This is a genomic window from Sphingopyxis sp. J-6 (assembly GCF_046603995.1).
GTDB lineage: Bacteria > Pseudomonadota > Alphaproteobacteria > Sphingomonadales > Sphingomonadaceae > Sphingopyxis.
This window is the reverse complement of the sequence record NZ_CP145810.1, coordinates 3,519,489-3,543,725: the sequence shown is the minus strand read 5'-3', so window position 1 is coordinate 3,543,725 and position 24,237 is coordinate 3,519,489. Positions and strand designations below refer to the sequence as shown.

Below are 24,237 nucleotides of genomic sequence, written 5' to 3'. Positions count from 1 at the left end.
AAACGAAGGATTTGAGGCGCATGTTCGACAGTCTGAGCAATCGGCTTGGCGATGTTTTCGGAAAGCTCCGCGGCCGCGGCGCGCTGACCGAGGCCGACGTGCGCGCCGCGATGCGCGAAGTGCGAATCGCCCTGCTCGAGGCCGACGTCGCGCTGCCCGTCGTGCGCAGCTTCGTCGATCAGGTCACCGAACTCGCGATCGGCCAGAATGTCCTGCGCTCGGTCACCCCGGGGCAGCAGGTCGTCAAGATCGTCAGCGACGCGCTGACCGAGATGCTCGGTTCGGAAACCGCCGAGCTCGAGCTTGCCGTCACCCCGCCCGCGGTCATCATGATGGTCGGCCTGCAGGGCTCGGGTAAGACGACGACGACCGCAAAGATTGCGAAGCGGCTCAGGGACAAGGAGCGCAAAAAGGTGCTGATGGCGTCGCTCGACGTCAACCGCCCCGCCGCGCAGGAACAGCTCGCCGTCCTCGGCAGCCAGATCGACGTCGCGACCTTGCCGATCATCGCCGGCCAGCAGCCGGTCGAGATCGCGCAGCGCGCGCTGCAGGCCGCGAAGCTGCAGGGCTATGACGTCCTGATGCTCGACACCGCGGGCCGGCTCCACGTCGACCAGCAGTTGATGGACGAGATGCAGGCGGTGTCGCGCACGGCGAACCCTGCCGAAACCTTGCTCGTCGTCGACAGCCTGACCGGGCAGGATGCGGTGCAGGTCGCGCAGCGCTTCACCGACCAGGTGCCGCTCACCGGCGTCGTGCTCACCCGTATGGACGGCGATGCGCGCGGCGGTGCCGCGCTCTCGATGCGCGCCGTCACCGGCAAGCCGATCAAGTTCGCGGGTACCGGCGAAAAGCTCGACGGGCTCGAACTCTTCCAGCCGTCGCGGATCGCGGGCCGCATCCTCGGCATGGGCGACGTCGTCAGCCTCGTCGAGCGCGCCGCCGAGACGATCCAGGCCGAAGAGGCCGAGGCGATGGCGGCGAAGCTGGCCAAGGGCCAGTTCGACCTCAACGACCTGCGCACGCAGCTCAACCAGATGCGCCGCATGGGCGGCCTCGGCGCGCTTGCCGGGATGATCCCCGGGATGAAGAAGGCGCAGGCGGCGATGGCGCAGAGCGGCACCGACGACAAGATGCTGGTGCATTTCGATGCGATCATGGGGTCGATGACCCCGAAAGAGCGCGCGAAGCCCGAGATCATCACCGCGAAGCGCAAGATCCGCATCGCCAACGGTTCGGGCACCAATGTGCAGCAGGTGAACCGGGTGCTGAAAATGCACCAGGAAATGTCCACCGCGATGAAGAAGATCCGCAAGATGGGCGGCCTCAAGGGGCTCGGTGCGCTGTTCGGCAAGGGCGGCGGCATTCCCGGCATGGGCGGCGGCGGAATGGGCGGCGGGGGCGGTGGCCTCGGCGGCCTCCCGGGTCTCGGCGGCGGGGCGATCCCGCCCGAACTCGCCAACCTGATGAATAAAAAGAAATAACTCCAGACAACCAAGTTTAGACTAGAAGGAAAATATCATGGCTACCTCCATTCGCCTTTCGCGCGGCGGTTCGAAAAAGCGCCCCTATTACAAGATCGTCGTCGCCGACTCGCGCAGCCCGCGCGACGGCCGCTTCATCGAACGCATCGGCAGCTACAACCCGCTGCTCGCCAAGGATAATCCGGAGCGCGTCAAGCTCGACGGCGAACGCGCCGCGCACTGGCTGAGCGTCGGCGCCCAGCCGAGCGACCGCGTTGCCCGTTTCCTCGACGCCGCCGGCATCAAGGAACGCGCTGCCCGCAACAACCCCAACAAGGCGGTCCCGGGCGAAAAGGCCAAGGAACGCGCCGAAGAAAAGGCCCAGAAGCTGGCTGACGCCGAAGAAGCCGCCGCCGCCGCGGCCGCCGCTCCGGCGCCCGAACCCGAAGCCGCTGAAGAAGCCGCTCCGGCCGAAGAAGCTGCTGCCGAAGCCCCCGCCGCTGAAGAGGTTGCCGCTCCCGAAGCCGCTGAATCGGATGCAACCGGTTCGGTGAAGAGCGAAGCGACCGCCGAAGCCGTCGCCGAAGCCGTCGCCGACGAAACCCCGGCCGACGCGACCGCCGAAGACGCGACCGCGATGGCCGAACAGGCTGCCGAAGGCGGCCCGGCCGAAGAAGCCCCGGCTGCTCCGGCCGCCGAAGAAGCTGCTGCCGAAGAAGCGCCCGCCGCCGAAGCCGGCGAAGAAAAGGCCGAAGGCTAAGCCTTGGCCGACGCCCATCGCCCCGTCACCCTTGCCGCCATCGCCGGCGCGCACGGGGTGCGGGGCGAGGTGCGTCTCAAACTGTTCGGCGAAGGCGCGGAAGCTCTCCGCGCCTTTTCCGTTTTGAATGCAGGCGAGCGTAGGCTCACGCTCAAATCGGTGCGTCCCGCCAATCAGGGCGCGGTCGCGACCTTCGCCGAAGTGACCGACCGCAGCGCCGCCGAGGCGCTGCGCGGTACCGTGCTCACCGTGCCTCGCTCGGCGTTGCCGCCGCTTGGGCCGGGCGAATATTATCATCACGACCTGATCGGCCTGCCGTGCGTGTCGACCGACGGGAACGCGATCGGCCATGTGGCCGCGGTCGAGAATTTCGGCGCCGGCGACATCCTCGAAATCGAGAAGCCGGCCGAGCCCGGCAAAAAGCCCGTCCGCTTCATGGTGCCGATGAACGCCCAGGCGGTGCCGGCGTGGAGCGAAGACGGGGTGACCGTGAACGCGGCATTCGTCGAATAGCCGATTGTCCTCACCCGCCATTCTGATAGCCCCGTCGTAAATGGCCGGGGAGATTGTCATGCGCTGGAAATCGGGTTTCGTTTTCGCTCTCATGCTCGGCGCCGCCGCGCCTGCGACGGCACAGGAGCCCGCTCCCAAAAGCCTCGACCAGCTCGCTCCCGAAATCGATGCGCTCTTCGCCGGATATCAGGCCGAACAGCATATTCCCGGCATGGTCTATGGCGTCGTCAAGGATGGCAAGCTCGCCTATGTAAAGGGCGTCGGCGTTCAGAATGTCGCCGACAAGCGTCCCGTCACTCCCGACAGCCTGTTCCGCATCGCGTCGATGACCAAGGCGTTCACCGCGCTGTCGATCCTCAAGCTGCGCGACGACGGCAAGCTCCGCCTCGACGACCTTGCCGAGCAATATGTGCCCGAAATGAAGGGCTGGACCTATCCGACGGCGGACAGCCCGCGCATCCGGATCCGCGACCTGCTTCAACATGTCGGCGGTTTCGTCACCGACGACCCGTGGGGCGACCGGCAACAGGTGCTGCCGCAGGAAGAGTTTACGAAACTGATCGCCGCGGGCGTGCCGTTCAGCCGCGTACCGCAGAGCCAGCATGAATATTCGAACTTCGGCTATGCCTTGCTCGGCCGCATCGTCGCCAGCGCGTCGGGCGTGGCCTACACCGACTATGTCCGGCAGACGATCCTGACCCCGCTTGGCATGACCAGCAGCGGTTTCGATGCGCCGGGGGCGCCGAAGGCGCGCTATGCGCTCGGCTATCGCTGGGAAAATGACAAATGGTCCGCCGAGCCCGAGATGGTCGACGGCGCCTTCAACGCCATGGGCGGGCTGCAGGTCAGCGCCAGCGACTATGCCAAATGGGTCGCCTTCCTGCTCTCGGCCTGGCCGGCGCGCGACGACGCCGACACCGGCCCGGTCAGGCGCGCGACGGTGCGCGAAATGGCGCAGGGGCTCAACTTCGTCTCGGTCACCAACCGCATCGGGGCGAGCGGCGCGACCGCCTGCAAGCAGGCGGCCGCCTATGGCATGGGCTGGCGCGTCGCACAGGATTGCGACCTCGGCCTCACCATGGCTCACGGCGGCGGTTATCCGGGCTATGGCAGCCATGTGATGCTGATGCCCGACCATGGCGTCGGCGTCTTCGCGCTGTCGAACCGCACCTATGCCGGGCCGTCGGCGCCCGCATGGGACACGGCGGTGCTGATGGAGCAGGCGGGATTGCTTCCCGACCGCGCGGTGCCCGTATCGCCGGCGGTGGCCGACATGTTCGCTGCGGCGCGCGGCGCTTATGCCGCGGGCAATCTCGTGCCGCTCGACGGCAAGCTGGCGATGAATTTCCTGCTCGATCGTTCGGCCGAAAACTGGACCGCAGAGTTTGCGCGGCTGAAAACCGAAGTCGGCGAATGTCCCGCGGCCGAACCGCTCGCGCCGATGGGGGCGATGTCGACCGCCTTTCGCCTGAACTGCGACAAGGGCAAGCTCGACGGCATGCTCCTGCTCGCCCCGACCACGCCCGCAACGCTGCAGGCGCTGCGCTTGCGGGTGGTGCCGCCCGAACAGCCCTAAATTATAATCTAGGCCGCGGCGGCTTCGATAAACACCACCCGGTCGCGGCCGCTTTCCTTCGCGGCATAAAGATTGATGTCGGCCGATTTCATCGCCGCGCCAAAGCTTGTGTCGCGGCTGATATGGACCAGCCCCATGCTCGCGGTCACCGGCCGCTTCAGCGACGGCACCATCTGCGCGATATAGGCGCCGACGCGCTGGCGCAGCCGTTCGGCCTCGCTGGCGACGAGGCCGGGCTCGCAGCGGAACAGCAGCGCAAATTCCTCGCCGCCGATCCTGGCGGCGAGCGCGCTTCCCGACCCCAGGGCAACCCCGGCGGCGAAGATCACCCGGTCGCCGACGTCGTGGCCGTGATGGTCGTTGATCGCCTTGAAATGGTCGAGATCGACGATGGCGATCGCCACCGGGGGGTCATCGTTGAAGCTCGCCTCGATCGCGCGGCGGTTGGGCAGGCCGGTCAGCGGGTCGGTGTGCGCGATGACGCGCATCGCCTCGGCCTGCGCGCGCGCTTCCTGCCGCTCCTGCCGCAGCCGCACCAGCCGGTCGAGGATGCCGAACGCGGTCAGCATCACCTCGAGCCCGAGCGCCGGAAACAGTGCGAACAGGAACAGCTCGAACGGCGTGTGCAGGACGATGTCGTGGAACAGGCTGACGCCATAGACCGCGGCGATGCCGCTCCACGCCGCGGCCTGATAGCGCGCGGTGCGGCTGCCGCGCGCGATCGCGATGACGACCGTGGCGATGCAGAGCGCGAGCATCGCGAGCAGCACCGCGCTGCGTATTGCGAAATAGAGCGGCGGGCCGGCCATCAGCGCTGCCGGTGTCGTGAGGAGGATCAGGAAGGGCGGCCAGCCGAGCAGCGGATAGAGGCGCTTATGCACCGTTCCGGGCTCGAGATAGGCGCGCAGGAAGGGGCCAGAAAAGACCACCCCAAGGTCGAACAGCACGCAAATCCATATCTGGCGCGCAAAGCTATCGGGGGCCAGCGCCGGCCCCATCGCCAGCGGCGACAGCCCGATGGCGAGGGCGAAATAGCTGAGCGTGCGTGCGCTCTGCCAGATCAGGAAGCGTTCGCGCAGCAGCGCGAAGAAAGCGGCATTATAGGCAAGCGAGAACAGCATCAGGCCGAGGAACATGCCGGTCAGCGCGCCGTCCCAGTTCATCGTCGTTGCGTCGGCAAACGAGGATTGCGCGCGCGCCGGAACCGCGGTGCCCCAAAGCACCACGCCCGCAGCCGCCGCTCGCGCCCATCGCCTCATCAATTCCCCCCGGATTTGGTCGAGGGGATGCTAAGCTCTTAGCCGCTGATTTTTGGTTAACGGCGGGCGGAATAGCGCCCGCCGCTTCCTGCGTCATACACGCGAGCGCCGCCGCGCGCGAGGCAGCGCGATCCATTCGCCCAGCCGCCGGAACGCCGTCCGCAACCGCATAAGGCCGCGATGCAGGTCGGCGCTGAACTGCGGGTGGCCTTCGTTCCAGCTCCGCATCCAAAGTTCGTCCTTCATGATCTTGTCTCCTGGCGATCGAATGATTGCCAGATGCGCCTTTGCCGCGCCGCGCGCCAACAAAAGGCGTAGACCGTATCATAAGGACAACTTATAGGATCGCGATGCCCAAACTGCCGCCCCTTGCCGCGATACGGACCTTCGAGGCGGCAGGGCGCCTACAGAATTTCTCGCGTGCCGCCGAAGAACTGGGGATGACCCAGGCGGCGGTCAGCTATCAGGTCCGCCAATTGGAAGACCGGCTCGGCCGGGCGCTGTTCGTGCGTGAGAAGGGGCGGGTGCGCCTGTCGGAGACCGGGCTGCGGCTGCTCCCGGCGGTCAGCAATGCCTTTGCTGCGATGGGCGACGCTTTCGCCGCGCTCGGCAGCGACGAGGCCGATGTGCTGACGATCAGCGCGATGACGACCTTCGGCGGCACCTGGCTCGGGGCGCGCATCGGCGGCTTCCAGCTCGCCTATCCCGACCTCGCGGTGCGCATGTCGATGAACAACGACCTCGTCGATTTCGACGCGACCAACGTCGATGTCGCAATCCGCGTCGGCCGCGGCCCTTGGCCGGGACTGCGCGCCGACTTCCTCTATCGCAGCCATGTCACCCCGATCTGCGCGCCGGCCTTTCGCGACGCCAACCGCATCGAACGGCCCGAGGACCTGCTGCGCGTCGATCGGCTCGCGCCCAACGACCCGTGGTGGGCCGGCTGGCTCGCCGCCGCCGGCGTCGACGCGGTGCCCGCTCCGCAGCGCAGCGGCGTCGAACTCGACAGCCAGCTTCAGGAGGCGAGCGCGGTGCAGGCGGGCTTCGGCATCGCGATGATGACGCCGCTGCTGTGGCGCGCCGAACTCGATGCCGGACGGCTCGTTCAGCCGTTCGAGACGCTCTACGAGCCCGGGACCGCCCATTATCTCGTCCACCGCGAAAACCGCGTCGGGGTGCGCAAGATCGAACGCTTCCGCGAATGGCTGCACGCCGAGCTGGAGAAGGATCGCCACCTGCTCGCCGAGCCGCTATGGACGCCGCTTTCTTGACCCGTGCCGACGATGTATATACATGCTGTATATACGGAGTTCGCCCATGACGAAAGAATATCGCGCAAAAGTCTTCAAGTCGGGCAATTCGCTCGCGCTGCGCCTGCCCAAGGCGCTCGGTATCGAGGAAGGAACCGAGATGATTGTCCGCGAGGAACGCGGCGAATTTCGTTTCGAACCTGTCGACAAGCCCAAGGCGAAGATCGACATCAGCGGTTTCTGGGGCAAGGCCCCTTGGCTCAAGGTTCCAGAACGGCGTGATTTTGACGAACGTCCGAGTGTGATTGCCGCGCGAAAAGCCGCAAAGGCTAAGACCGGAAAGTGAGCCGCTATCTGATTGATACAGATTGCGCGGTCTATGCCATGACAGCGCAGTTTCCCGCGTTGGGCGGGCGTTTGTCCAACTGTGAGCCCGGCGAAGCTGCCATCTCCGCGGTCAGTTTCGCGGAGGTGGCCTTGGGCTCGGAACTGGGAAAGCCTCCGCCGCCGGAGATTCTGGAGGCGTTCGTCCGAGCCATTCCAATCCTACCATTCGACGAAGCTGCAGCGCGAGAATATGCCAGGTTACCCTTCAAACGAGCGCGCTTCGATCGTTTGCTTGCCGCCCATGCACTCAGCATTGGTGCGACGATTATCACTAACAATGAAGCTGATTTTGCCGATGTGCCGGGATTAAAGGTGGAGAACTGGACGCTGTCATGACCTTCACCGCCGTTCCCCTGACGCTCTATCCCGACATGTTCCCCGGCCCGCTGGGGCACAGCATGGCGGGGCGCGCGCTCGAAAGCGGGACGTGGAACTGCGCGCCGGTGCAGATCCGCGATTTCGCGACCGACAGGCATCGCACCGTCGACGATACGCCGGCGGGCGGCGGCGCCGGCATGGTGCTGAAGGCCGATGTGCTCGCGGCGGCAATCGACCACGCCATGGCGGCGCATCCGGGCCTGCCGCTCCTCGCGATGACCCCGCGCGGTACCCCGATCACGCAGGCGCGCATTCGTGCGCTTTCGGCGGGTCCCGGCGCGATCATCCTCTGCGGCCGCTTCGAGGGATTCGACGAACGGATATTCGAGGCGCGCGCCATCGAAGAGGTGTCGATGGGCGACATCATCTTGTCGGGCGGCGAGATGGGCGCGCTGCTGCTCCTCGACGCTTGCATTCGGCTGCTTCCCGGCGTAATGGGCGCGGCTTCAAGCGGGGACGACGAATCGTTCGAAAACGGTTTGCTCGAATATCCGCATTATACCCGGCCCGTTAATTGGGAAGGGCGCACGATCCCCGAAGTGCTGCGATCGGGGGATCATGCGAAGATCGCGGCCTGGCGGAAACAACAGGCGGAAGATCACACACGGTTACGCAGGCCGGACCTTTGGGAGCGTCATATCGATGCTCGGGCCCGACCTGCCTCTGGCGCGCGGCGAAAAGAAAAGGACTAGAGGACATGAACCTCATCCAGACGATCGAAGCCGAAGAAATTGCCAAGGCCGGCAAGACGATCCCCGAATTCCGCCCCGGCGACACGCTGAAGGTCGGCGTGAAGGTGGTCGAAGGCGAACGCACCCGCGTCCAGAATTTCGAAGGCGTGTGCATCGCACGCTCGAACAAGGGCATGGGCTCCAACTTCACCGTGCGCAAAATGTCGTTCGGCGAGGGTGTCGAGCGCGTCTTCCCGCTCTACTCGCCCAACATTGATTCGATTACCGTCGTCCGCAAGGGCGCTGTCCGTCGTGCGAAACTTTACTATCTGCGCGGGCGCACTGGTAAATCGGCACGTATTGCGGAGCGCCGCGAATACCGGTCGGAAGCCGGCGAAGGCTAAGGAGAACTTCTCCACCAAAAAGCCGAAACAGCTTTCCAAAACGACCGGTTCCGCCAACAGGCAGAGCCGGTCGTTTTCATTTGGGCAACGCGAAATTGAACCAGCCGTCCATCCCCGTTCAGCCGTCGCGGCGCGCCTTCATCGGCGCGGCGCTGGCGCTTGGCGTGGCGGGGGGCTGGCCGGGCAGCGCGATGGCGGCAACCCCCGCCCAGCGGCTCGTCGCGGCGGCGCGCAAGCAGGTCGGCGTCACGCTGACCTATGATCCCGCCTATACGGTGCTCGCCTTTCCGGGCGGCGATGTCGCGCGGGTCAAGGGCGTGTGCACCGACGTCCTGATCCGTGCCTATCGCGACGCGTTCGATGTTGACCTGCAGGCGCTGGTCAACGCCGATATGCGCAGCGCCTTTTCGGCCTATCCGAAAAACTGGGGGCTGCGGCGTCCCGACCGCAATATCGATCACCGCCGCGTGCCGAACCTCGCGACCTATTGGACGCGCCAGCGCGCCCGGCTCCCGGTGTCGAGCGATCCGGCCGACTGGCGGCCGGGCGACATCTTCACCGCGATGACCGGCGGCCGCTTTCCGCACACCGGGATCGTCTCGGACCGAACTAGCGCAGCGGGCCGCCCGCTGATCATCCATAATATCGGCCGCGGGGCGCGCGAGGAAGACGCGCTCTTCGACCATCCATTAACCGGCCATTTTCGCTGGAAAGTCTGAACTACCGCAAATTTCTACCTGAGTTTCTTGCCTTGAGGAGTGAGTAAATGGGTTATCGTATCGTTGTCGCCGGGGCCACGGGCAATGTCGGGCGCGAAGTGCTCGCCATTCTCGCCGAGCGCGAATTTCCCTACGACGAACTGGCGGCGGTCGCCTCGTCGCGCAGCCAGGGCGACGAGATCGAGATCGGTGACACCGGCAAGACCGTGAAATGCCAGAATATCGAGAATTTCGACTGGTCGGGCTGGGACATGGCGATCTTCGCGATCGGCAGCGACGCGACCGCGATCCACGCGCCGAAGGCCGCTGCGGCGGGCTGCGTCGTGATCGACAATTCGTCGCTCTATCGCATGGACCCCGACGTGCCGCTGATCGTGCCCGAGGTGAACCCCGACGCGATCGACGGCTATACCAAGCGCAACATCATCGCGAACCCGAACTGCTCGACCGCGCAGATGGTCGTCGCGCTGAAGCCGCTGCATGACGCGGCGACGATCAAGCGCGTCGTCGTCTCGACCTATCAGTCGGTGTCGGGCGCGGGCAAGGCGGGCATGGACGAGCTGTGGAACCAGACGCGCCAGATTTTCGTCGGCGACGAAAAGGACGTGCAGAAATTCACCAAGCAGATCGCCTTCAACGTCATCCCGCACATCGACAAATTCCTCGACGACGGCTCGACGAAGGAAGAATGGAAGATGGTCGTCGAAACGAAGAAGATCCTCGATCCGAAGATCAAGGTCACCGCGACCTGCGTCCGCGTCCCCGTCTTCGTCGGCCATTCGGAAGCGATCAACATCGAGATGGAGGATGAGCTGTCGGCCGAGGATGCGCAGCGTATCCTGCGTGAGGCGCCGGGCGTCGTGCTCCACGACAAGCGCGAGGATGGCGGCTACATCACCCCCGTCGAATGCGTCGGCGATTTCGCGACCTTCGTGTCGCGCGTTCGCGAAGACCCGACGGTCGAAAACGGCCTCAACCTCTGGTGCGTCAGCGACAACCTCCGCAAGGGGGCTGCGCTGAACGCGGTGCAGATCGCCGAACTGCTCGGCCGTCGCCACCTGAAGAAGGGCTGAGCCCGAACCTCTCCCCGTTCGCATCTCGACTTCGGGGTGCGAACGGGTAGGGATGGGGCATGACCAGCCCCTATGCCTTCACCCGCGCCCTCTGCCGCGCCCCTGCGCGCTCCGCCGTCAAGGGCATCCGCGCCGATGGCGGCCCCGATCCCGACTTCTACGGCCTCCTCGCCGAACATGAGGCCTATGTCGCGACATTGCGCGACCTCGGCCTCGCGGTCGACGTCCTCGACCCGCTCGATGATTTCCCCGACGCGCTGTTCACCGAAGATGTCGCGCTGACCTTTCCCGAGGGCGCGATCCTGCTGCGTCCGGGGGCGTCGAGCCGGGCGGGCGAAGTCGACCATATCCGCGCGCCGCTCGCGACCCGCCACAAGCGCCTGCTCGCAATGACCGGCCCCGGCTTTGCCGACGGCGGCGACATATTGCGCCTTTCCGATCGCGTGATCATCGGCCTTTCGGCGCGCACCGATCGCGCCGGGGCGGAAGAACTCGCCGGCTTGTTGGCCGAATTCGGCTACCGCGCCGTGATCGCCGAAACGCCGCCCGGGGTCCTCCACTTCAAGACCGGCTGCGGCCTGATCGACGAACGGACGATCCTCGCCGTTCCGGCGCTTGCCGATTGTCCCGAGTTCGACGGACTGGAGATCGTCCTGACATCACCCGGCGAAGAACCCGCCGCCAATATCCTGCGTGTCCGCGATACTGTTCTCGTCGGCGACCGCTGGTCGGCGACGCACGCGCTGCTCGCCGCGCGCGGCATCGAGGCCCGCCCGCTCCCGACCGACCAGATCGCGCATATCGATGCGGGGCTCAGCTGCATGTCGCTGCGCTGGTGATCGCAGCGATCCCGCCCGCGCAGCGCCGCCTGCTCGGCCTGCTCCTCGCGCTGCTGCTCGTCGCGCAGATCGACCAGCCCTATCCCGAGATTGCGATGCTCCAGCATATTCCGACGATGCTGCTGCTCGTCGCATCGCCATGGCTGCTGCGCCGCTGGCCGCTGTCGACCGCGTCGGTCGCCTGTATCATAGCCTTCATGGCGTTCCACACGCTCGGCGGACGCTATGCCTACAGCAATGTGCCCTACGACGACTGGCTGCGCGCGCTGACCGGGACGGGCCTGTCCGACGCCTTCGGCTGGACGCGCAATCATTACGACCGGCTCGTCCATTTCGCCTTCGGTGCGCTGTCGGTGGCGCCGGTTGCCGAAATCGCGCGGCGCTGGGGCGGCCTTGGCGCGCGCGGCGCGATGCTTGCCGTGCTCGGCTGGGTGCTCGCAATCTCGTGCCTCTATGAAATCTTCGAATGGTTGCTCACCATCGTCGCGGCGGGCGAGACCGCCGATCGCTACAACGGGCAGCAGGGCGACATCTGGGACGCGCAAAAGGATATGGCGCTCGCGACCCTCGGTGCGGTAATGGTCTTGCCGTTCGTGCGCGCAGGCAGGAGATGATCATGCGGAAACTGGCGGCCCTTTCCATCCTCGCGGCGCTTGCCGCATGCAAGCCGGCCGCCGACAAGGCCGCGCCCGACGGCGACGACAAGGCGGTGCCGACCGCACCCGCGGTGCCCGAAGCCAAGGCCGACGGCCCAGCGGCGGCGACGTTGGCGGTCAGCCTCGACGGCGAAGGCCTGCGCTTCATCGACAAGACGACCGGCAAGGCGAGCCTGCTCGCTTTCGGGGTCCCGCGCGCGCAGGCCGAAACCGCGCTCGCCAATGTCGCGGGCAAGGAAGACGACCGCAGCACGAACGAGGAATGCGGCGCGGGGACGATGGAGTTCACCCGCTACGACGCGATGACCCTCAATTTCCAGGGAGGCAAGTTCGTCGGCTGGTTCCTCGGCAACGAAAACGGCGCTGCTTCCTATTCGACGATGAGCGGGATCGGCATCGGCACGACGCGCGCCAAGGCGAAGGAGTCGGTGACGATCGTCGACCTCGAGGACAGCACGCTCGGCGAGGAGTTCAGCATCGGCACCGGCGACAATGTCATCGGCGGCATGTTCGCCGAACCCGGCGATGCGGCGAAGATCGACGCGCTGTTTGCGGGGACGAACTGCTTCTTCCGCTGAGGTTGATGGAGCGGCGGGTATCGGCGGGAAGGCGACGCTGGCGTAAATCATATCCGTCACCCGGGATGACGACCAGGAAACGTCCGCTCTCCACCCCAATGGAGCCGCCCGCCCGCGCTCCCCAAATCCTCAACGCGCCGTTAACCATAATGCAATGCCTGTCATCGTAATTTCACACATGCCTCCGCTTTTCCCTTGCGGCGGGGCGGCGGCATCGCCACCTTGTGTGTAGCGGGCGGGCCTCTCCCCGGCTTGTCCCCAAGGAGATAAGCCCATGCCGTCCTTTTCGGAAAGCCTCGAAAAGACCCTGCACAATGCGCTGAAAGCCGCATCGGAGCGTCACCACGAATATGCGACGCTCGAGCATCTGCTCTACGCGCTGATCGACGACGACCATGCCGCCGAAGTGATGCGCGCCTGCGGCGTCGCGCTCGACGACCTGCAATCGGCGGTCGTCCACTATCTCGATACCGAACTCGACAGCCTGAAGGTGGAGGGGCACAGCGACCCGTCGCCGACCAGCGGCTTCCAGCGCGTCGTCCAGCGCGCGATCTTGCACGTCCAGTCGTCGGGCAAGGACGAGGTGACCGGCGCCAACGTCCTCGTCGCGCTCTTCTCCGAACGCGAATCCTATGCCGTCTATTTCCTGCAGCAGCAGGACCTGACGCGCCTCGACGCGGTGTCCTATCTCAGCCACGGCGTCGGCAAGGGCGGCAAGCCCTCGCCGCAGGCCGAGCCCGAGGAAAAGGAAGAGGCGAAGGACAAGAGCGAAGGCAAGAACAAGAAGGAAACCGCGCTCGACCAGTTCACCGTCAACCTCAATGAGAAAGCGAAGGGCGGCAAGGTCGATCCGCTGATCGGCCGCAGCGCCGAGGTCGATCGCACGATCCAGATCCTCTGCCGCCGCAGCAAGAACAACCCGCTCTATGTCGGCGATCCCGGCGTCGGCAAGACCGCGATCGCCGAAGGCCTCGCGCGCAAGATCATCGAGGGCGACGTGCCCGAAGTGCTGCTGCCGGCGGTGATCTATTCGCTCGACATGGGCGCTTTGCTCGCCGGCACGCGCTATCGTGGCGATTTCGAGGAGCGGCTGAAACAGGTCGTGACCGAACTCGAAGGGCTGCCGCACGCGATCCTGTTCATCGACGAGATCCATACGGTGATCGGTGCCGGCGCGACCAGCGGCGGCGCGATGGACGCGTCGAACCTGCTGAAGCCTGCGTTGTCGGGCGGCGTCATCCGCTGCATCGGCTCGACGACCTACAAGGAGTTCCGCAACCACTTCGAAAAGGACCGCGCATTGCTCCGCCGGTTCCAGAAGATCGACGTGGTCGAACCGACGCTCGAGGATACCAAGAAAATCCTCGCGGGGCTGCGCAGCGCGTTCGAGGCGCATCATCAGGTGCGCTACACACAGGATGCGATCAACGCCGCGGTCGACCTGTCGGCGCGCTATATCAACGACCGCAAATTGCCCGACAAGGCGATCGACGTGATCGACGAGGTCGGCGCGATGCAGATGCTCGTCGCCCCGTCGAAGCGCAAGAAGACGATCACCGCCAAGGAGATCGAGGCGGTCATCGCGACGATGGCGCGCATCCCGCCCAAGTCGGTCTCGACCGACGACAAGGCGACGCTCGCTAGCCTCGAAACCGACCTCAAGCGCGTCGTCTTCGGCCAGAACACCGCGATCGAGGTGCTGTCGTCGGCGATCAAGCTCAGCCGCGCGGGCCTGCGCGATCCCGAGAAGCCGATCGGCAACTATCTCTTCTCGGGCCCGACCGGCGTCGGCAAGACCGAGGTCGCGAAGCAGCTCGCGTCGATCATGGGCATCCCGCTCCAGCGCTTCGACATGTCCGAATATATGGAGCGCCACTCGGTCAGCCGCCTGATCGGCGCGCCCCCGGGCTATGTCGGCTATGATCAGGGCGGCCTGCTCACCGATGCGATCGACCAGAACCCGCATTGCGTGCTGCTGCTCGACGAGATCGAAAAGGCGCATCCCGACCTGTTCAACATCCTGCTCCAGGTGATGGACAACGGCCGCCTGACCGATCACCACGGCAAGACGGTCGACTTCCGCAACGTCATCCTGATCATGACGACCAATGCGGGCGCCAGCGACATGGCGCGCGAGTCGATCGGCTTCGGCGTCTCGACGCGCGAGGATGTGCAGGAAGAAGCGGTGAAGCGCATGTTCACCCCCGAATTCCGCAACCGCCTCGATGCGATCGTGCCCTTCGGTTATCTGCCGCCCGAAGTGGTCGCGCGGGTCGTCGACAAGTTCATCCTCGAACTCGAGCTGCAGCTTGCCGACCGCAACGTCCACATCCAGCTCGACGATGCGGCGCGCGAATGGCTGACCGGCAAGGGCTATGACAAGCTCTATGGCGCGCGTCCGATGGGCCGCTTGATCCAGGAAAAGATCAAGCAGCCGCTCGCCGAGGAACTGCTCTTCGGCAAGCTCGTCCATGGCGGCGAGGTCAAGGTGAAGATGAAGACCGGCGAGGACGCCCATGTCGGCAATCCGCTCGCCTTCGAAATAACCCCCGCCGCGCCGAAAGCCGGCAAGGGCAAGGCGAAGGGCAAGGCCGAAAAGGCGGCGGAATAGGTCGAGGTTGAATTTCTTGAGCGGCGATGTTATAACGAACGTATGAACACGCCGCTCAAGATCACCAAGGTCGGCAATAGCGCCGCCGTTATCCTTCCCAAGGAGTTGCTGGCGCGGTTGCGCGTCTCGCTCGGCGACACGTTGTTCGCAACTGAATCTCCTGATGGCATCCGCCTGACCGCGGCCGATCCCGATTTCGCGACGAAAATGGCCGCGGCCGAAGATATCATGCGCGAAGATCGCGACATCTTGCGCGTGCTCGCCAAATGACGCAGCTGGATCGCATCGAGCCGATCTGGCTCGATGCGAACGTTGCATTGGCCATCCATGATCGACAGCTGGCCGAACATGGCGGCATTGCAGGCGTTCGCGATCCGGGCAGGCTTGAATCAGCGCTCGCACGGCCCGTTAATCAATGGGCTTACGGCGAAGAGGATCATGCTCGCCTGGCCGCAGCCTATGCGTTCGGCATCGCCCGCAATCATCCGTTCAGCGACGGCAACAAGCGGACCGCCTGGGTTATCGCCCGGCTTTTTCTGCGCCTGAATGGACATGATCTCAGGTTCGATCCGCAGGATGCAATCGCGACCGTCCTTGCGCTAGCCGCCGGTCATCTGAGCGAGCACGAACTGGCCGACTGGTTTCGCGAACAACTGTCCGCAGCCTGACCAGCCGCCCCTCGCTTTTTGAGCCCCCAGCGACTATATCATCCGCATGTACGATTATGTCTCCGTAACCGCCGACGATACGTCTGCGCCGGCCCGCGTTCGCGACGGCACAATCAAGCTGCACGACGCGGCAGGCTTTGCCGGGATGCGCAAGGCGGGGCGGCTGTCGGCCGAAATCCTCGACGCGCTCGTCCCCTTCGTCCAGCCCGGCGTGACCACCGCTGCGATCGACGACCTTGTCCGCACCATGATGCTGGGTGGCGGCGGCATTCCGGCGACGCTCGGCTATCGCGGTTTCACGCATAGCTGCTGCACCAGCATCAATCATGTCGTCTGCCACGGTATTCCCGACGACAAGCCGCTGCGCGAGGGCGACATCGTCAATATCGACGTCACCAGCATCATCGACGGCTGGCACGGCGACACCAGCCGCATGTATCTGGTCGGCGATGTGCCGATCAAGGCGAAGCGCCTCGTCGAAATCACCTATGAATGCCTGATGCTCGGGATCGAGCAGGCAAAGCCCGGCAACCGCATGGGCGACGTCGCGCACGCGATCCAGACGCACGCCGAAAAGCATCGCTATTCGGTGGTCCGCGACTTTTGCGGCCACGGGCTCGGCCAGATGTTCCACGACGCGCCCGAGGTGGTCCACGCCGGCCGTCCCGGTGCCGGCCCCGAACTGCGTCCCGGCATGTTCTTCACCATCGAGCCGATGATCAACACCGGCAAATATGCGGTGAAGATGCTCGCCGACGGCTGGACCGCTGTGACCCGCGACCGCAGCCTCTCGGCGCAGTTCGAGCATAGCATCGGGATCACCGAAACCGGCTGCGAGATTTTCACCGCCAGCCCCACGGGCCTGAACGCGCCGCCTTGGGCCTGACCGGCGTCCGCTTGATTTCGTCATCCCGGACTTGATCCGGGATCTATGGCTTCCCGACAGTGCTGGCCTTGGTGGACCCCGGATCAAGTCCGGGGTGACGAATGCTATGGAGCCCCCTTTCTCACCCCCCAATTTCCCGCTTGCACCCATGCGCCTTCGCGCGCAGTCTTGACGTTAACGTCAAGCATAGGCGTAGGGAGAGCATGGGATGGCAAAGAAGGTCTTTTCGGCTGCGCTGCTGGGCTGCGCGGCACTGGTATTGGCTTCGTGCAACGCATCGAAGAACGACAGTGTCTCGGGGAGCGGCTCGCTCGACGAGGCGGAAAAGGCCAGCGAGGCCCTGCTCAAGACCGGCGGCAACGGCGATAACTGGGCCGGCATCGGCTACAGTTACGACGAACAGCGTTTCAGCCCGCTCACCGACATCAACGACAAGAATGTCGGCGAACTCGGCATCGCCTGGTTCGCCGATCTCGAGGACGCGCGCGGGCAGGAAGCGACCCCGGTCGTCGTCGACGGCACGCTCTATGTCAGCCACGCCTGGTCGAAGGTCGATGCGTGGGACGCCGTGACCGGCAAGAAGCTCTGGAGCTTCGATCCCAAGGTCCCCGGCGAGCGCGCGGTCAGCGCCTGCTGCGACGTCGTCAACCGCGGCGTTGCCGTCTGGGGTGACAAGGTCATCTTCGCGACGCTCGACGGCCGCCTGATCGCGCTCGACAAGAAGACCGGCAAGGAGCTCTGGTCGACGCAGACCTTCGACACCTCGAAACCCTATACGATCACCGGCGCACCGCGCGTCGTGAAGGACATGGTGCTGATCGGCAACGGCGGCGCCGAATTCGGCGTGCGCGGCTATGTCACCGCCTATGACGCCGACACCGGCAAGGAACGCTGGCGCTTCTACACCGCGCCCAATCCCAAGAAGGAAAAGGACGGCGCGGTCAGCGACGGCATCTTCGCGTCGAAGGGCAATGCCACCTGGTCCGACACGGGCGAGTGGCAGACCTCGGGCGGCGGCGGCACCGTGTGGGACGCGATCGTCTACGACAAGGATCTCGACCAGATCTATCTCGGCGTCGGCAACGGCAATCCGTGGAACCATGGCACGCGCTCGAACGGCGAGGGCGACAACTGGTTCCTCTCATCCGTCGTCGCGCTCGATGCGACCACCGGCAAATATAAATGGCATTATCAGGAAACGCCGGGCGAGACGTGGGACTATACCGCGACCCAGCCGATCATCCTCGCCGAGCAGGCGGTGAACGGCACGCCGACCAAGGTGCTGTACCACGCGCCGAAGAACGGCTTCTTCTTCACGATAGACCGTACGAGCGGCAAGCTGATCGATGCCAAGCCCTTCGTCGAGGGGATCAACTGGGCGACCGGCTACGACATGGCGACCGGCCGCCCGATCGAGAATCCCGAGGCGCGTTTCTACAAGACCGGCAAGCCGTTCATCGCGGTGCCCGGGGCGCTCGGCGCGCACAACTGGCACCCGATGAGCTACAATCCCGCAACGGGCCTCGTCTATATCCCCGCACAGCAGATCCCGCAGGGCTATCTCGCCGACATGGACGAGCTCGACAAGCGCAAGGTGCTGGGCTTCAACGTCGGCACCTCGCTCAACAAGACGATGCTGCCCGACGACCAGAAGGCCTTCCGCGCCGCGGTCGCCGCAACGACCGGGCGCCTCGTCGCCTTCGATCCGCGCACCGGCAAGGTGGCATGGGGCGTCGACTATCCGGCGGCATGGAACGGCGGCACGATGACCACCGCCGGCAATCTCGTCTTCCAGGGCACCAGCACCGGCCGTTTCCGCGCTTATACTGCCGACACCGGCAAGCAATTGCTCGACCTCGACATGCAGTCGGGGATCGTCAGCGCGCCCTCGACCTTCCGCATCGGCGGGGTGCAATATATCGCGTTCCAGACCGGCAAGGGCGGCGCCTTCCCGCTTGTCGCCGGGATCGCGGGCGGCGTGACGCGCAAGCTGCCCAACCTCCCGCGCCTCGTCGTGCTCAAGGTCGGCGGCACCGCGACGCTGCCGGCGCCGCCGGCGACGACCGCGCTCGCGTGGAACCCGCCCGCGAAGATCGGCACCCCCGAGCAGATCGCGGCGGGCAAGGCGCACTTCGGCCGCTATTGCCAGGTCTGTCACGGCGACAGCGCGATCGGCAACGGCTTCACCCCCGACCTCCGCGTCTCGGGCACCCTCGCCAACGCCGATGCGTGGAAGGGCGTGATCCTCGACGGCGCGCTCAAGGACCGCGGCATGGTCAGCTTCGCGCGCGTGCTCACTCCCGCCGATGCCGAAGCGATCCGCGCCTATGTCATCGAACGGTCGAACTGGACCAAGGCCAATCTGCCCGACGCTTCGGCGCCCGTCGGACGCTGATTGCACAAAAAATGTGCACCGGATTGGCGTCGCTGCCTACCCCTTGGGCAGCGGCGCAATTCGCCTTCAAAATTCATGGCGAAACCCCGCGATTCGGCAATTGGCACGGCTCTTGATTGGTGCAAGATGGCGGGACACCGCAGCGACTCACGGGTGAAGACCGGATCAGGCCCGCCTGGTCCGGCTTTGACTGCGAGCGGCGGAGGAAGGCCCAAAGGGGGATGAAGCGTGAAGAAGATTGAGGCGATCATCAAGCCGTTCAAGCTCGACGAGGTGAAGGAAGCGCTGCACGAAGTGGGTGTCAGCGGGATCACCGTCACCGAGGCCAAAGGGTTCGGCCGGCAAAAGGGTCACACCGAATTGTACCGCGGTGCCGAATATGTCGTCGACTTCCTGCCCAAGGTGAAGCTCGAGGTCATCGTCGAGGACTCGATGGCGGAACGCGTCGTCGAGGCGATCGCCGCCGCGGCGCAGACCGGTCGCATCGGCGACGGCAAGATTTTCGTCATCCCGGTCGAGACCGCCCTGCGCATCCGCACCGGCGAGCGCAACGAGGACGCGCTTTAATCTTTCGCACTTTTCCAGACCTCAACCATCCCCGGTACGCCGGACCATTTCGCAAGAAGGAAGCATAGACCATGGCTACGAAGCCCAAGGATATCATCGCGCGGATCAAGGAAAACGACATCGAGTGGGTCGACCTGCGTTTCACCGACCCCAAGGGCAAGTGGCAGCACCTGACCATGGTCGCGTCGGTCCTCGGCGAGGACGAACTCGAAGACGGCCTGATGTTCGACGGTTCGTCGATCGAAGGCTGGAAGGCGATCAACGAGTCGGACATGATCCTGATGCCCGACCTCGACGCGGTCTATGACGATCCCTTCTCGGCGACCCCGATGCTCGTCATCTTCTGCGACATCGTCGAGCCGTCGACGGGTGAAGGCTATTCGCGCGACCCGCGCACCACGGCGAAGCGCGCCGAGGCCTATGTCGCCTCGACCGGTATCGGCGATACCGTCTATGTCGGCCCCGAAGCCGAATTCTTCATGTTCGACGACGTCCGCTTCGAAACCGGCTACAACAAGTCGGGCTTCGAAATCGACGATATCGAGCTGCCGACGAACACCGGCCGCAGCTATGAGGGCGGTAACCTCGCGCACCGTCCGCGCGCCAAGGGCGGCTATTTCCCCGTCGCGCCGGTCGACAGCGCCGTCGACATCCGCGCCGAAATGGTTTCGACGATGCTCGAACTCGGCCTGCCGTGCGACAAGCATCACCATGAAGTTGCCGCCGCGCAGCACGAACTTGGCCTGACCTTCGGCACGCTCACCGAAACAGCCGACCGCATGCAGATTTACAAGTACGTCGTGCATCAGGTCGCGCATGCCTATGGCAAGACCGCAACCTTCATGCCGAAGCCGATCAAGGACGACAACGGCAGCGGCATGCACACGCACATCTCGATCTGGGAAAAGGGCAAGCCGCTCTTCGCCGGCAACGGCTATGCCGGCCTTTCGGACATGTGCCTCTATTTCATCGGCGGCGTCATCAAGCATGCCAAGGCCCTGAACGCCTTCACCAACCCGACGACGAACAGCTACAAGCGCCTCGTCCCGGGCTTCGAAGCGCCGGTGCTGCTCGCTTATTCGTCGCGCAACCGTTCGGCCTCGTGCCGCATCCCCTATGGCACCGGTGCCAAGGCGAAGCGCGTCGAGTTCCGCTTCCCCGACGCGATGGCCAACCCCTATCTCTGCTATTCGGCGCTGCTGATGGCGGGCCTCGACGGCATCCAGAACAAGATCCACCCCGGCGACGCGATGGACAAGAATCTCTACGATCTGCCGCCCGAAGAGCTGAAGGAAGTGCCGACCGTCTGCGGTTCGCTGCGCGAAGCGCTCGACAGCCTGCTCGCCGACCACGACTTCCTGCTCAAGGGCGACGTGTTCAGCAAGGATCAGATCGAAGCCTATGTCGAGCTGAAGTGGGACGAAGTCTATCGCTTCGAGCAGACCCCGAGCCCGGTCGAATTCGACATGTACTACAGCGCCTGACCTTTGGGGGCTTTGTAGGGGGGCGTCCGGTTCGGGGGGAACCGGGCGCCCCTTTTCATTTCTATGTCGGCATCATCATGCCGCGCCGTCCGACCGTGATGAAGGTCGCGAGCAGGAAGATACCGAACGCCGCCGATACCAGGTCGAGCGGATCGGGGCCGGTAACGAGCCCCGCCGCGGCCGCGCCGCCCCAGGCGAAGCACATCGTCATCAGGATATTGCCTGCGAGCGCCGACGCGTCGACTGCCAGTTGCCGCCACAACTCGTCGAAATTGCGCCACATCGGCAGCATGATAATGGTGCCGGCGACCAGCAGCGCCAGCAGGATCCAATAGGCCGTCGAAGCCGTCACCGGGGCATTCGCGCCATCGACCGTCGCATAGGCGAGCAATACCAGCGCCGCGCCGATCGCGGTGCAACTGACCGCACTTGCGCCCAGATTTCCCCGCTCCTCAACGATCTCTTCGGCGTCGGCGACGTTGAGCATCCGCTGGCCGAGCAGCCGCGGCGCGAGCACGCCCAGCCCGACGAACAGGCCCATCAGGACATAGATCATCCCGACGCCGACCAGTATGATCTGCGATTTCTGCCATACCGGCAGCTCCCCTTCGAGCAGGGTCATCGCGGCGATCATGGCGCCCGCTCCGGCGAGCGCGCCGAACAGCGATTGCAGCGCCAGCTTGCGCCACGATGCGGTAGGGACCCGTGTCGTCATGTCATTTCTCCGCTACCCAATGGTCGATAAACAGCTCGCGCACCTCGAGCCCGAACAGCCCGGCCATGCGCAGCGCCAGCGGCAGGCTGGGGTCGTATTTGTCGGTCTCGACCGCATTGATCGTCTGCCGCGAGACGCCGAGGCGGCGCGCCAGTTCGCCTTGGCTCCACCCGGCGCCTTCCCGAAACTCGCGCACCCGATTTTCCACCCGTCGTTCCTTTGCCTGTAAAGAGCTCTTTACAGGGTCCGCATTTTCCCTGTCAAACATTCTTTACAGATGCGCCATGCGCTGCGGGAACTTGCGGTGCGATCGCTCATTCTTGACTCGAGGGGACAGCCGCAAGGACGCATCGATGACCGCTCCCCTGACCGCCACCGCCATCAATTGCTCGCTCGTTGCCAAGGGCCGCGCCAGTTCGACCGACGCGATGCTCGGCGTGCTCGCCGAATATTTCGCCGGGCAGGGCGTGGAGGTCGGCGACCCGATCCGCATCGCCGCGCACAACGTCAAATGGGGCGTGACGTCGGATGAGGTAGCGGGAGACGAATGGCCCGCGATCCGCAAGGCGATTCTCGCGTCGGACATCTTGATCTTCGGGACGCCGATCTGGATGGGGCAGGCGTCGAGCATCGCAAAGCTCGTCATGGAACGGATGGATGCCTTCCTCGATGAAACCGACGATCAGGGACGGATGCCGAGCTATTCGAAGGTCGCGGTCGCCGCGATTGTCGGCAACGAGGACGGTGCGCATAATGTGTCGTCACAGATATTTCAGGCGCTGAACGATGTCGGCTGGACGATCCCGGCCGTCGCCGCCTGCTACTGGGTCGGCGAGGCGATGGGATCGGTCGACTTCAAGGATCTCGATCACCGCCCGCGCAAGGTCACCCAGACCGCGAAGATGGTCGCCGCCAACGCCGCGCATATCGCGCGACTACTCAAAGACAGGCCCTATCCCGGTTGACGGCTTGCTCCGGCCGCAGCGCCGGGCCACAAAGGGAGCGCCTACAGGAGTCTCCCCGATGAAGTTCATGCCGCTCGCCGCCCTTGCCGCCTCGCTCGCCCTCGTTGCGCCCGTTCAGGCGAAGCTGAGCCCCGCCGAGGCGAAGATGGCAAAGACGGTCGCCGCCGAACAGGACCGCAGCCTCGCGCTGCTCGAAAAACTGGTGAACCAGAACAGCGGCTCGCAGAATCTGGCGGGCGTCGAAAAGGTCGGGCAGATGATGCGCGCCGAACTCGAACCGCTCGGTTTCAGGGTGACATGGAAACCGATGACCGACACGGGCCGCGCCGGCCACCTGATCGCCACGCACACCGGCAAGCCGGACGGCAAGCGCCTGCTGCTCATCGCGCATCTCGACACGGTTTTCGAACCCGACTCGCCGTTCCAGAAATTCGTCCGCAAGGGCGATATGGGCGAGGGGCCGGGTGCCGGCGACGACAAGGGCGGGATGGTCGTCGTCGTTGCGGCGCTGCGCGCGATGCACGCGGCGGGGACGCTGCAGGGCGCCAATATCGAATTTCACATGACCGGCGATGAAGAGGATGCGGGCTTGCCGATCGAAAAGGCGCGCGCCGATCTGGTCGCGGCGGGCCGGCGCAGCGACGTCGCGCTCGATTTCGAGGGGCTGGTTCGTGATAATGACGCCGACATGGGCTCGATCGCGCGCCGCTCGTCGGACAGTTGGACCGTCACCGCGACCGGTAAGAGTGCGCACAGCTCGGGCATTTTCAGCGCCGCGGCGGGCGACGGCGCGATCTATGAACTCACGCGCATCATCCACCGCTTCCGCACCGAGTTGCCCGAGCCCAACCTGACCTTCAACGTCGGGCTGATCGCGGGCGGACAGGAAGCGACGCTCGATGCGGGCGGCATTCGTGCCACCGTGAACGGCAAGACCAACATCATCGCGCCGATTGCGATCGCGCGCGGCGACCTGCGCGCGCTGTCGCCCGAACAGATCGAGCGGGTGAAAGCGAAGATGGCGGCGATCGTCGCCGACCACGCCCCGGGTGCCGACGCGAAGATCGCTTTCGACCCCGGCGGCTATCCCTCGATGGCGCCGACCGACGGCAATCGCGCGCTGCTGGCGAAACTCAACACCGTAAACCGCGACCTCGGCCTCGCCGAAATGGCGCCGCTCGACCCGCTGAAGCGCGGCGCCGGCGACATCAGCTTCGTCGCCGCCGACGTCGACGGGCTTGCGGGGCTCGGGCCCTATTCGACCGGCGACCATGCGCCCGGCGAAGCCGTCGACATCCCGAGCATCGCGCGGCAGGCGACGCGCGCCGCGATCCTGATGTCGCGGCTCGCCGCTGAAATTCGATGATCATATAATTTTCAATTTCGCTCGGCTTGATTCATTCGCCGAAGCGACTAGGTA

The 24,237-nt window shown here is 65.1% G+C and carries 26 protein-coding genes and 1 pseudogene; 23 read left to right on the top strand and 4 right to left on the bottom strand.

What is annotated here, in order from left to right; translation table 11 throughout:
* Positions 1 to 20: 20 nt before the first annotated feature.
* The 4 genes and pseudogenes from ffh (at position 21) to V6U71_RS16885 (ending at position 4,312) form a co-directional block, all read left to right on the top strand.
* Positions 21 to 1,484: a signal recognition particle protein gene (ffh, locus tag V6U71_RS16900; protein WP_411339537.1), complete on the top strand. Its 1,464-nt coding sequence runs from the start codon at positions 21 to 23 to the stop codon at positions 1,482 to 1,484.
* A 37-nt stretch (positions 1,485 to 1,521) separates the two neighbouring features.
* A pseudogene (gene rpsP / locus V6U71_RS16895) lies at positions 1,522 to 1,998 on the top strand (30S ribosomal protein S16); the annotation flags it as partial.
* Positions 1,999 to 2,226: 228 nt separating this feature from the next.
* The gene (gene rimM, locus V6U71_RS16890; protein ID WP_411339536.1) at positions 2,227 to 2,736 is read left to right on the top strand and encodes a ribosome maturation factor RimM; all 510 of its coding nucleotides are present in this window, start codon (positions 2,227 to 2,229) and stop codon (positions 2,734 to 2,736) included.
* A 58-nt stretch (positions 2,737 to 2,794) separates the two neighbouring features.
* Entirely contained in the window at positions 2,795 to 4,312 is a 1,518-nt protein-coding gene (locus V6U71_RS16885) for a serine hydrolase domain-containing protein (RefSeq protein ID WP_411339535.1), read from the top strand.
* Between the two features lie 8 nt (positions 4,313 to 4,320).
* Here V6U71_RS16885 and V6U71_RS16880 read toward each other — a convergent pair whose 3' ends face one another.
* A complete protein-coding gene (locus V6U71_RS16880; protein ID WP_411339534.1) occupies positions 4,321 to 5,571 on the bottom strand; it encodes a diguanylate cyclase in 1,251 nt (416 codons plus the stop codon).
* Between the two features lie 93 nt (positions 5,572 to 5,664).
* The gene (locus tag V6U71_RS16875) at positions 5,665 to 5,817 is read right to left on the bottom strand and encodes a hypothetical protein (protein WP_411339533.1); all 153 of its coding nucleotides are present in this window, start codon (positions 5,815 to 5,817) and stop codon (positions 5,665 to 5,667) included.
* 104 nt (positions 5,818 to 5,921) lie between these two features.
* Here V6U71_RS16875 and V6U71_RS16870 point away from each other — a divergent pair, with 104 nt between their 5' ends.
* From V6U71_RS16870 to glnA, 17 genes are all read left to right on the top strand, one after another.
* Positions 5,922 to 6,842: a LysR substrate-binding domain-containing protein gene (locus V6U71_RS16870; RefSeq protein WP_411339532.1), complete on the top strand. Its 921-nt coding sequence runs from the start codon at positions 5,922 to 5,924 to the stop codon at positions 6,840 to 6,842.
* Positions 6,843 to 6,888: 46 nt separating this feature from the next.
* Complete coding sequence (locus tag V6U71_RS16865; protein WP_411339531.1) at positions 6,889 to 7,167, top strand: AbrB/MazE/SpoVT family DNA-binding domain-containing protein; 279 nt, start codon at positions 6,889 to 6,891, stop codon at positions 7,165 to 7,167.
* Entirely contained in the window at positions 7,164 to 7,544 is a 381-nt protein-coding gene (locus tag V6U71_RS16860) for a type II toxin-antitoxin system VapC family toxin (protein WP_411339530.1), read from the top strand. The genes V6U71_RS16865 and V6U71_RS16860 overlap by 4 nt, the downstream gene beginning before the upstream one ends.
* Positions 7,541 to 8,278, top strand: coding sequence for a tRNA (guanosine(37)-N1)-methyltransferase TrmD (gene trmD, locus V6U71_RS16855; protein ID WP_411339529.1), 738 nt, complete (start codon positions 7,541 to 7,543; stop codon positions 8,276 to 8,278). The genes V6U71_RS16860 and trmD overlap by 4 nt, the downstream gene beginning before the upstream one ends.
* Positions 8,279 to 8,283: 5 nt before the next feature.
* Positions 8,284 to 8,661, top strand: coding sequence for a 50S ribosomal protein L19 (rplS, locus tag V6U71_RS16850; protein WP_054589016.1), 378 nt, complete (start codon positions 8,284 to 8,286; stop codon positions 8,659 to 8,661).
* Between the two features lie 95 nt (positions 8,662 to 8,756).
* Entirely contained in the window at positions 8,757 to 9,380 is a 624-nt protein-coding gene (locus tag V6U71_RS16845) for a DUF1287 domain-containing protein (protein ID WP_411339528.1), read from the top strand.
* Between the two features lie 47 nt (positions 9,381 to 9,427).
* On the top strand, positions 9,428 to 10,453 hold the full coding sequence (locus V6U71_RS16840) for an aspartate-semialdehyde dehydrogenase (protein ID WP_411339527.1): 1,026 nt from the start codon (positions 9,428 to 9,430) through the stop codon (positions 10,451 to 10,453).
* A gap of 59 nt (positions 10,454 to 10,512) precedes the next feature.
* A complete protein-coding gene (locus tag V6U71_RS16835) occupies positions 10,513 to 11,292 on the top strand; it encodes an arginine deiminase family protein (protein WP_411339526.1) in 780 nt (259 codons plus the stop codon).
* Complete coding sequence (locus V6U71_RS16830; RefSeq protein WP_411339525.1) at positions 11,289 to 11,906, top strand: DUF2238 domain-containing protein; 618 nt, start codon at positions 11,289 to 11,291, stop codon at positions 11,904 to 11,906. Before V6U71_RS16835 ends, V6U71_RS16830 begins: the two co-directional genes overlap by 4 nt.
* Positions 11,907 to 11,908: 2 nt before the next feature.
* Positions 11,909 to 12,526 (top strand): hypothetical protein, encoded by a 618-nt coding sequence (locus tag V6U71_RS16825; RefSeq protein WP_411339524.1) that lies wholly within the window; start codon positions 11,909 to 11,911, stop codon positions 12,524 to 12,526.
* Between the two features lie 274 nt (positions 12,527 to 12,800).
* Positions 12,801 to 15,137 (top strand): ATP-dependent Clp protease ATP-binding subunit ClpA, encoded by a 2,337-nt coding sequence (gene clpA, locus V6U71_RS16820; protein ID WP_411339523.1) that lies wholly within the window; start codon positions 12,801 to 12,803, stop codon positions 15,135 to 15,137.
* A 42-nt stretch (positions 15,138 to 15,179) separates the two neighbouring features.
* Positions 15,180 to 15,407 (top strand): AbrB/MazE/SpoVT family DNA-binding domain-containing protein, encoded by a 228-nt coding sequence (locus V6U71_RS16815; RefSeq protein ID WP_411339522.1) that lies wholly within the window; start codon positions 15,180 to 15,182, stop codon positions 15,405 to 15,407.
* Positions 15,404 to 15,805, top strand: a complete 402-nt coding sequence (locus V6U71_RS16810; RefSeq protein WP_411339521.1) for a type II toxin-antitoxin system death-on-curing family toxin — start codon at positions 15,404 to 15,406, stop codon at positions 15,803 to 15,805. Before V6U71_RS16815 ends, V6U71_RS16810 begins: the two co-directional genes overlap by 4 nt.
* Before the next feature lie 46 nt (positions 15,806 to 15,851).
* The gene (map, locus tag V6U71_RS16805; protein WP_411339520.1) at positions 15,852 to 16,691 is read left to right on the top strand and encodes a type I methionyl aminopeptidase; all 840 of its coding nucleotides are present in this window, start codon (positions 15,852 to 15,854) and stop codon (positions 16,689 to 16,691) included.
* A 208-nt stretch (positions 16,692 to 16,899) separates the two neighbouring features.
* A complete protein-coding gene (locus tag V6U71_RS16800) occupies positions 16,900 to 19,086 on the top strand; it encodes a PQQ-dependent dehydrogenase, methanol/ethanol family (RefSeq protein ID WP_411339519.1) in 2,187 nt (728 codons plus the stop codon).
* 228 nt (positions 19,087 to 19,314) lie between these two features.
* Positions 19,315 to 19,653 carry a P-II family nitrogen regulator gene (locus tag V6U71_RS16795; RefSeq protein WP_037518110.1) on the top strand — a complete coding sequence of 113 codons (339 nt, stop codon included), beginning with the start codon at positions 19,315 to 19,317 and terminating at the stop codon, positions 19,651 to 19,653.
* Positions 19,654 to 19,724: 71 nt separating this feature from the next.
* Entirely contained in the window at positions 19,725 to 21,137 is a 1,413-nt protein-coding gene (gene glnA / locus V6U71_RS16790; protein ID WP_411339518.1) for a type I glutamate--ammonia ligase, read from the top strand.
* A gap of 61 nt (positions 21,138 to 21,198) precedes the next feature.
* On the opposite strand, the gene V6U71_RS16785 is transcribed toward glnA, so the two are convergent.
* Together V6U71_RS16785 and V6U71_RS16780 are read right to left on the bottom strand one after the other, a co-directional pair.
* Positions 21,199 to 21,852, bottom strand: coding sequence for a hypothetical protein (locus V6U71_RS16785; RefSeq protein WP_411339517.1), 654 nt, complete (start codon positions 21,850 to 21,852; stop codon positions 21,199 to 21,201).
* Between the two features lies 1 nt (position 21,853).
* A complete protein-coding gene (locus tag V6U71_RS16780) occupies positions 21,854 to 22,060 on the bottom strand; it encodes a helix-turn-helix transcriptional regulator (RefSeq protein ID WP_411339516.1) in 207 nt (68 codons plus the stop codon).
* Positions 22,061 to 22,205: 145 nt separating this feature from the next.
* Here V6U71_RS16780 and V6U71_RS16775 point away from each other — a divergent pair, with 145 nt between their 5' ends.
* Positions 22,206 to 22,817, top strand: coding sequence for a flavodoxin family protein (locus tag V6U71_RS16775; protein WP_411339515.1), 612 nt, complete (start codon positions 22,206 to 22,208; stop codon positions 22,815 to 22,817).
* 67 nt (positions 22,818 to 22,884) lie between these two features.
* Positions 22,885 to 24,183, top strand: coding sequence for a M20/M25/M40 family metallo-hydrolase (locus tag V6U71_RS16770; protein ID WP_411342369.1), 1,299 nt, complete (start codon positions 22,885 to 22,887; stop codon positions 24,181 to 24,183).
* Positions 24,184 to 24,237 lie beyond the last annotated feature (54 nt).

Coding starts and splice junctions, on each gene's coding strand:
- V6U71_RS16875 (WP_411339533.1), bottom strand. CDS start 5,817: ATGAAGGACGAACTTTGGATGCGGAGCTGGAACGAAGGCCACCCGCAG.
- V6U71_RS16775 (WP_411339515.1), top strand. CDS start 22,206: ATGACCGCTCCCCTGACCGCCACCGCCATCAATTGCTCGCTCGTTGCC.
- map (WP_411339520.1), top strand. CDS start 15,852: ATGTACGATTATGTCTCCGTAACCGCCGACGATACGTCTGCGCCGGCC.
- V6U71_RS16825 (WP_411339524.1), top strand. CDS start 11,909: ATGCGGAAACTGGCGGCCCTTTCCATCCTCGCGGCGCTTGCCGCATGC.
- V6U71_RS16815 (WP_411339522.1), top strand. CDS start 15,180: ATGAACACGCCGCTCAAGATCACCAAGGTCGGCAATAGCGCCGCCGTT.
- rplS (WP_054589016.1), top strand. CDS start 8,284: ATGAACCTCATCCAGACGATCGAAGCCGAAGAAATTGCCAAGGCCGGC.
- ffh (WP_411339537.1), top strand. CDS start 21: ATGTTCGACAGTCTGAGCAATCGGCTTGGCGATGTTTTCGGAAAGCTC.
- V6U71_RS16870 (WP_411339532.1), top strand. CDS start 5,922: ATGCCCAAACTGCCGCCCCTTGCCGCGATACGGACCTTCGAGGCGGCA.
- V6U71_RS16770 (WP_411342369.1), top strand. CDS start 22,885: ATGCCGCTCGCCGCCCTTGCCGCCTCGCTCGCCCTCGTTGCGCCCGTT.
- V6U71_RS16785 (WP_411339517.1), bottom strand. CDS start 21,852: ATGACGACACGGGTCCCTACCGCATCGTGGCGCAAGCTGGCGCTGCAA.
- clpA (WP_411339523.1), top strand. CDS start 12,801: ATGCCGTCCTTTTCGGAAAGCCTCGAAAAGACCCTGCACAATGCGCTG.
- V6U71_RS16810 (WP_411339521.1), top strand. CDS start 15,404: ATGACGCAGCTGGATCGCATCGAGCCGATCTGGCTCGATGCGAACGTT.
- V6U71_RS16880 (WP_411339534.1), bottom strand. CDS start 5,571: ATGAGGCGATGGGCGCGAGCGGCGGCTGCGGGCGTGGTGCTTTGGGGC.
- glnA (WP_411339518.1), top strand. CDS start 19,725: ATGGCTACGAAGCCCAAGGATATCATCGCGCGGATCAAGGAAAACGAC.
- V6U71_RS16885 (WP_411339535.1), top strand. CDS start 2,795: ATGCGCTGGAAATCGGGTTTCGTTTTCGCTCTCATGCTCGGCGCCGCC.
- V6U71_RS16800 (WP_411339519.1), top strand. CDS start 16,900: ATGGCAAAGAAGGTCTTTTCGGCTGCGCTGCTGGGCTGCGCGGCACTG.
- V6U71_RS16865 (WP_411339531.1), top strand. CDS start 6,889: ATGACGAAAGAATATCGCGCAAAAGTCTTCAAGTCGGGCAATTCGCTC.
- V6U71_RS16835 (WP_411339526.1), top strand. CDS start 10,513: ATGACCAGCCCCTATGCCTTCACCCGCGCCCTCTGCCGCGCCCCTGCG.
- trmD (WP_411339529.1), top strand. CDS start 7,541: ATGACCTTCACCGCCGTTCCCCTGACGCTCTATCCCGACATGTTCCCC.
- V6U71_RS16840 (WP_411339527.1), top strand. CDS start 9,428: ATGGGTTATCGTATCGTTGTCGCCGGGGCCACGGGCAATGTCGGGCGC.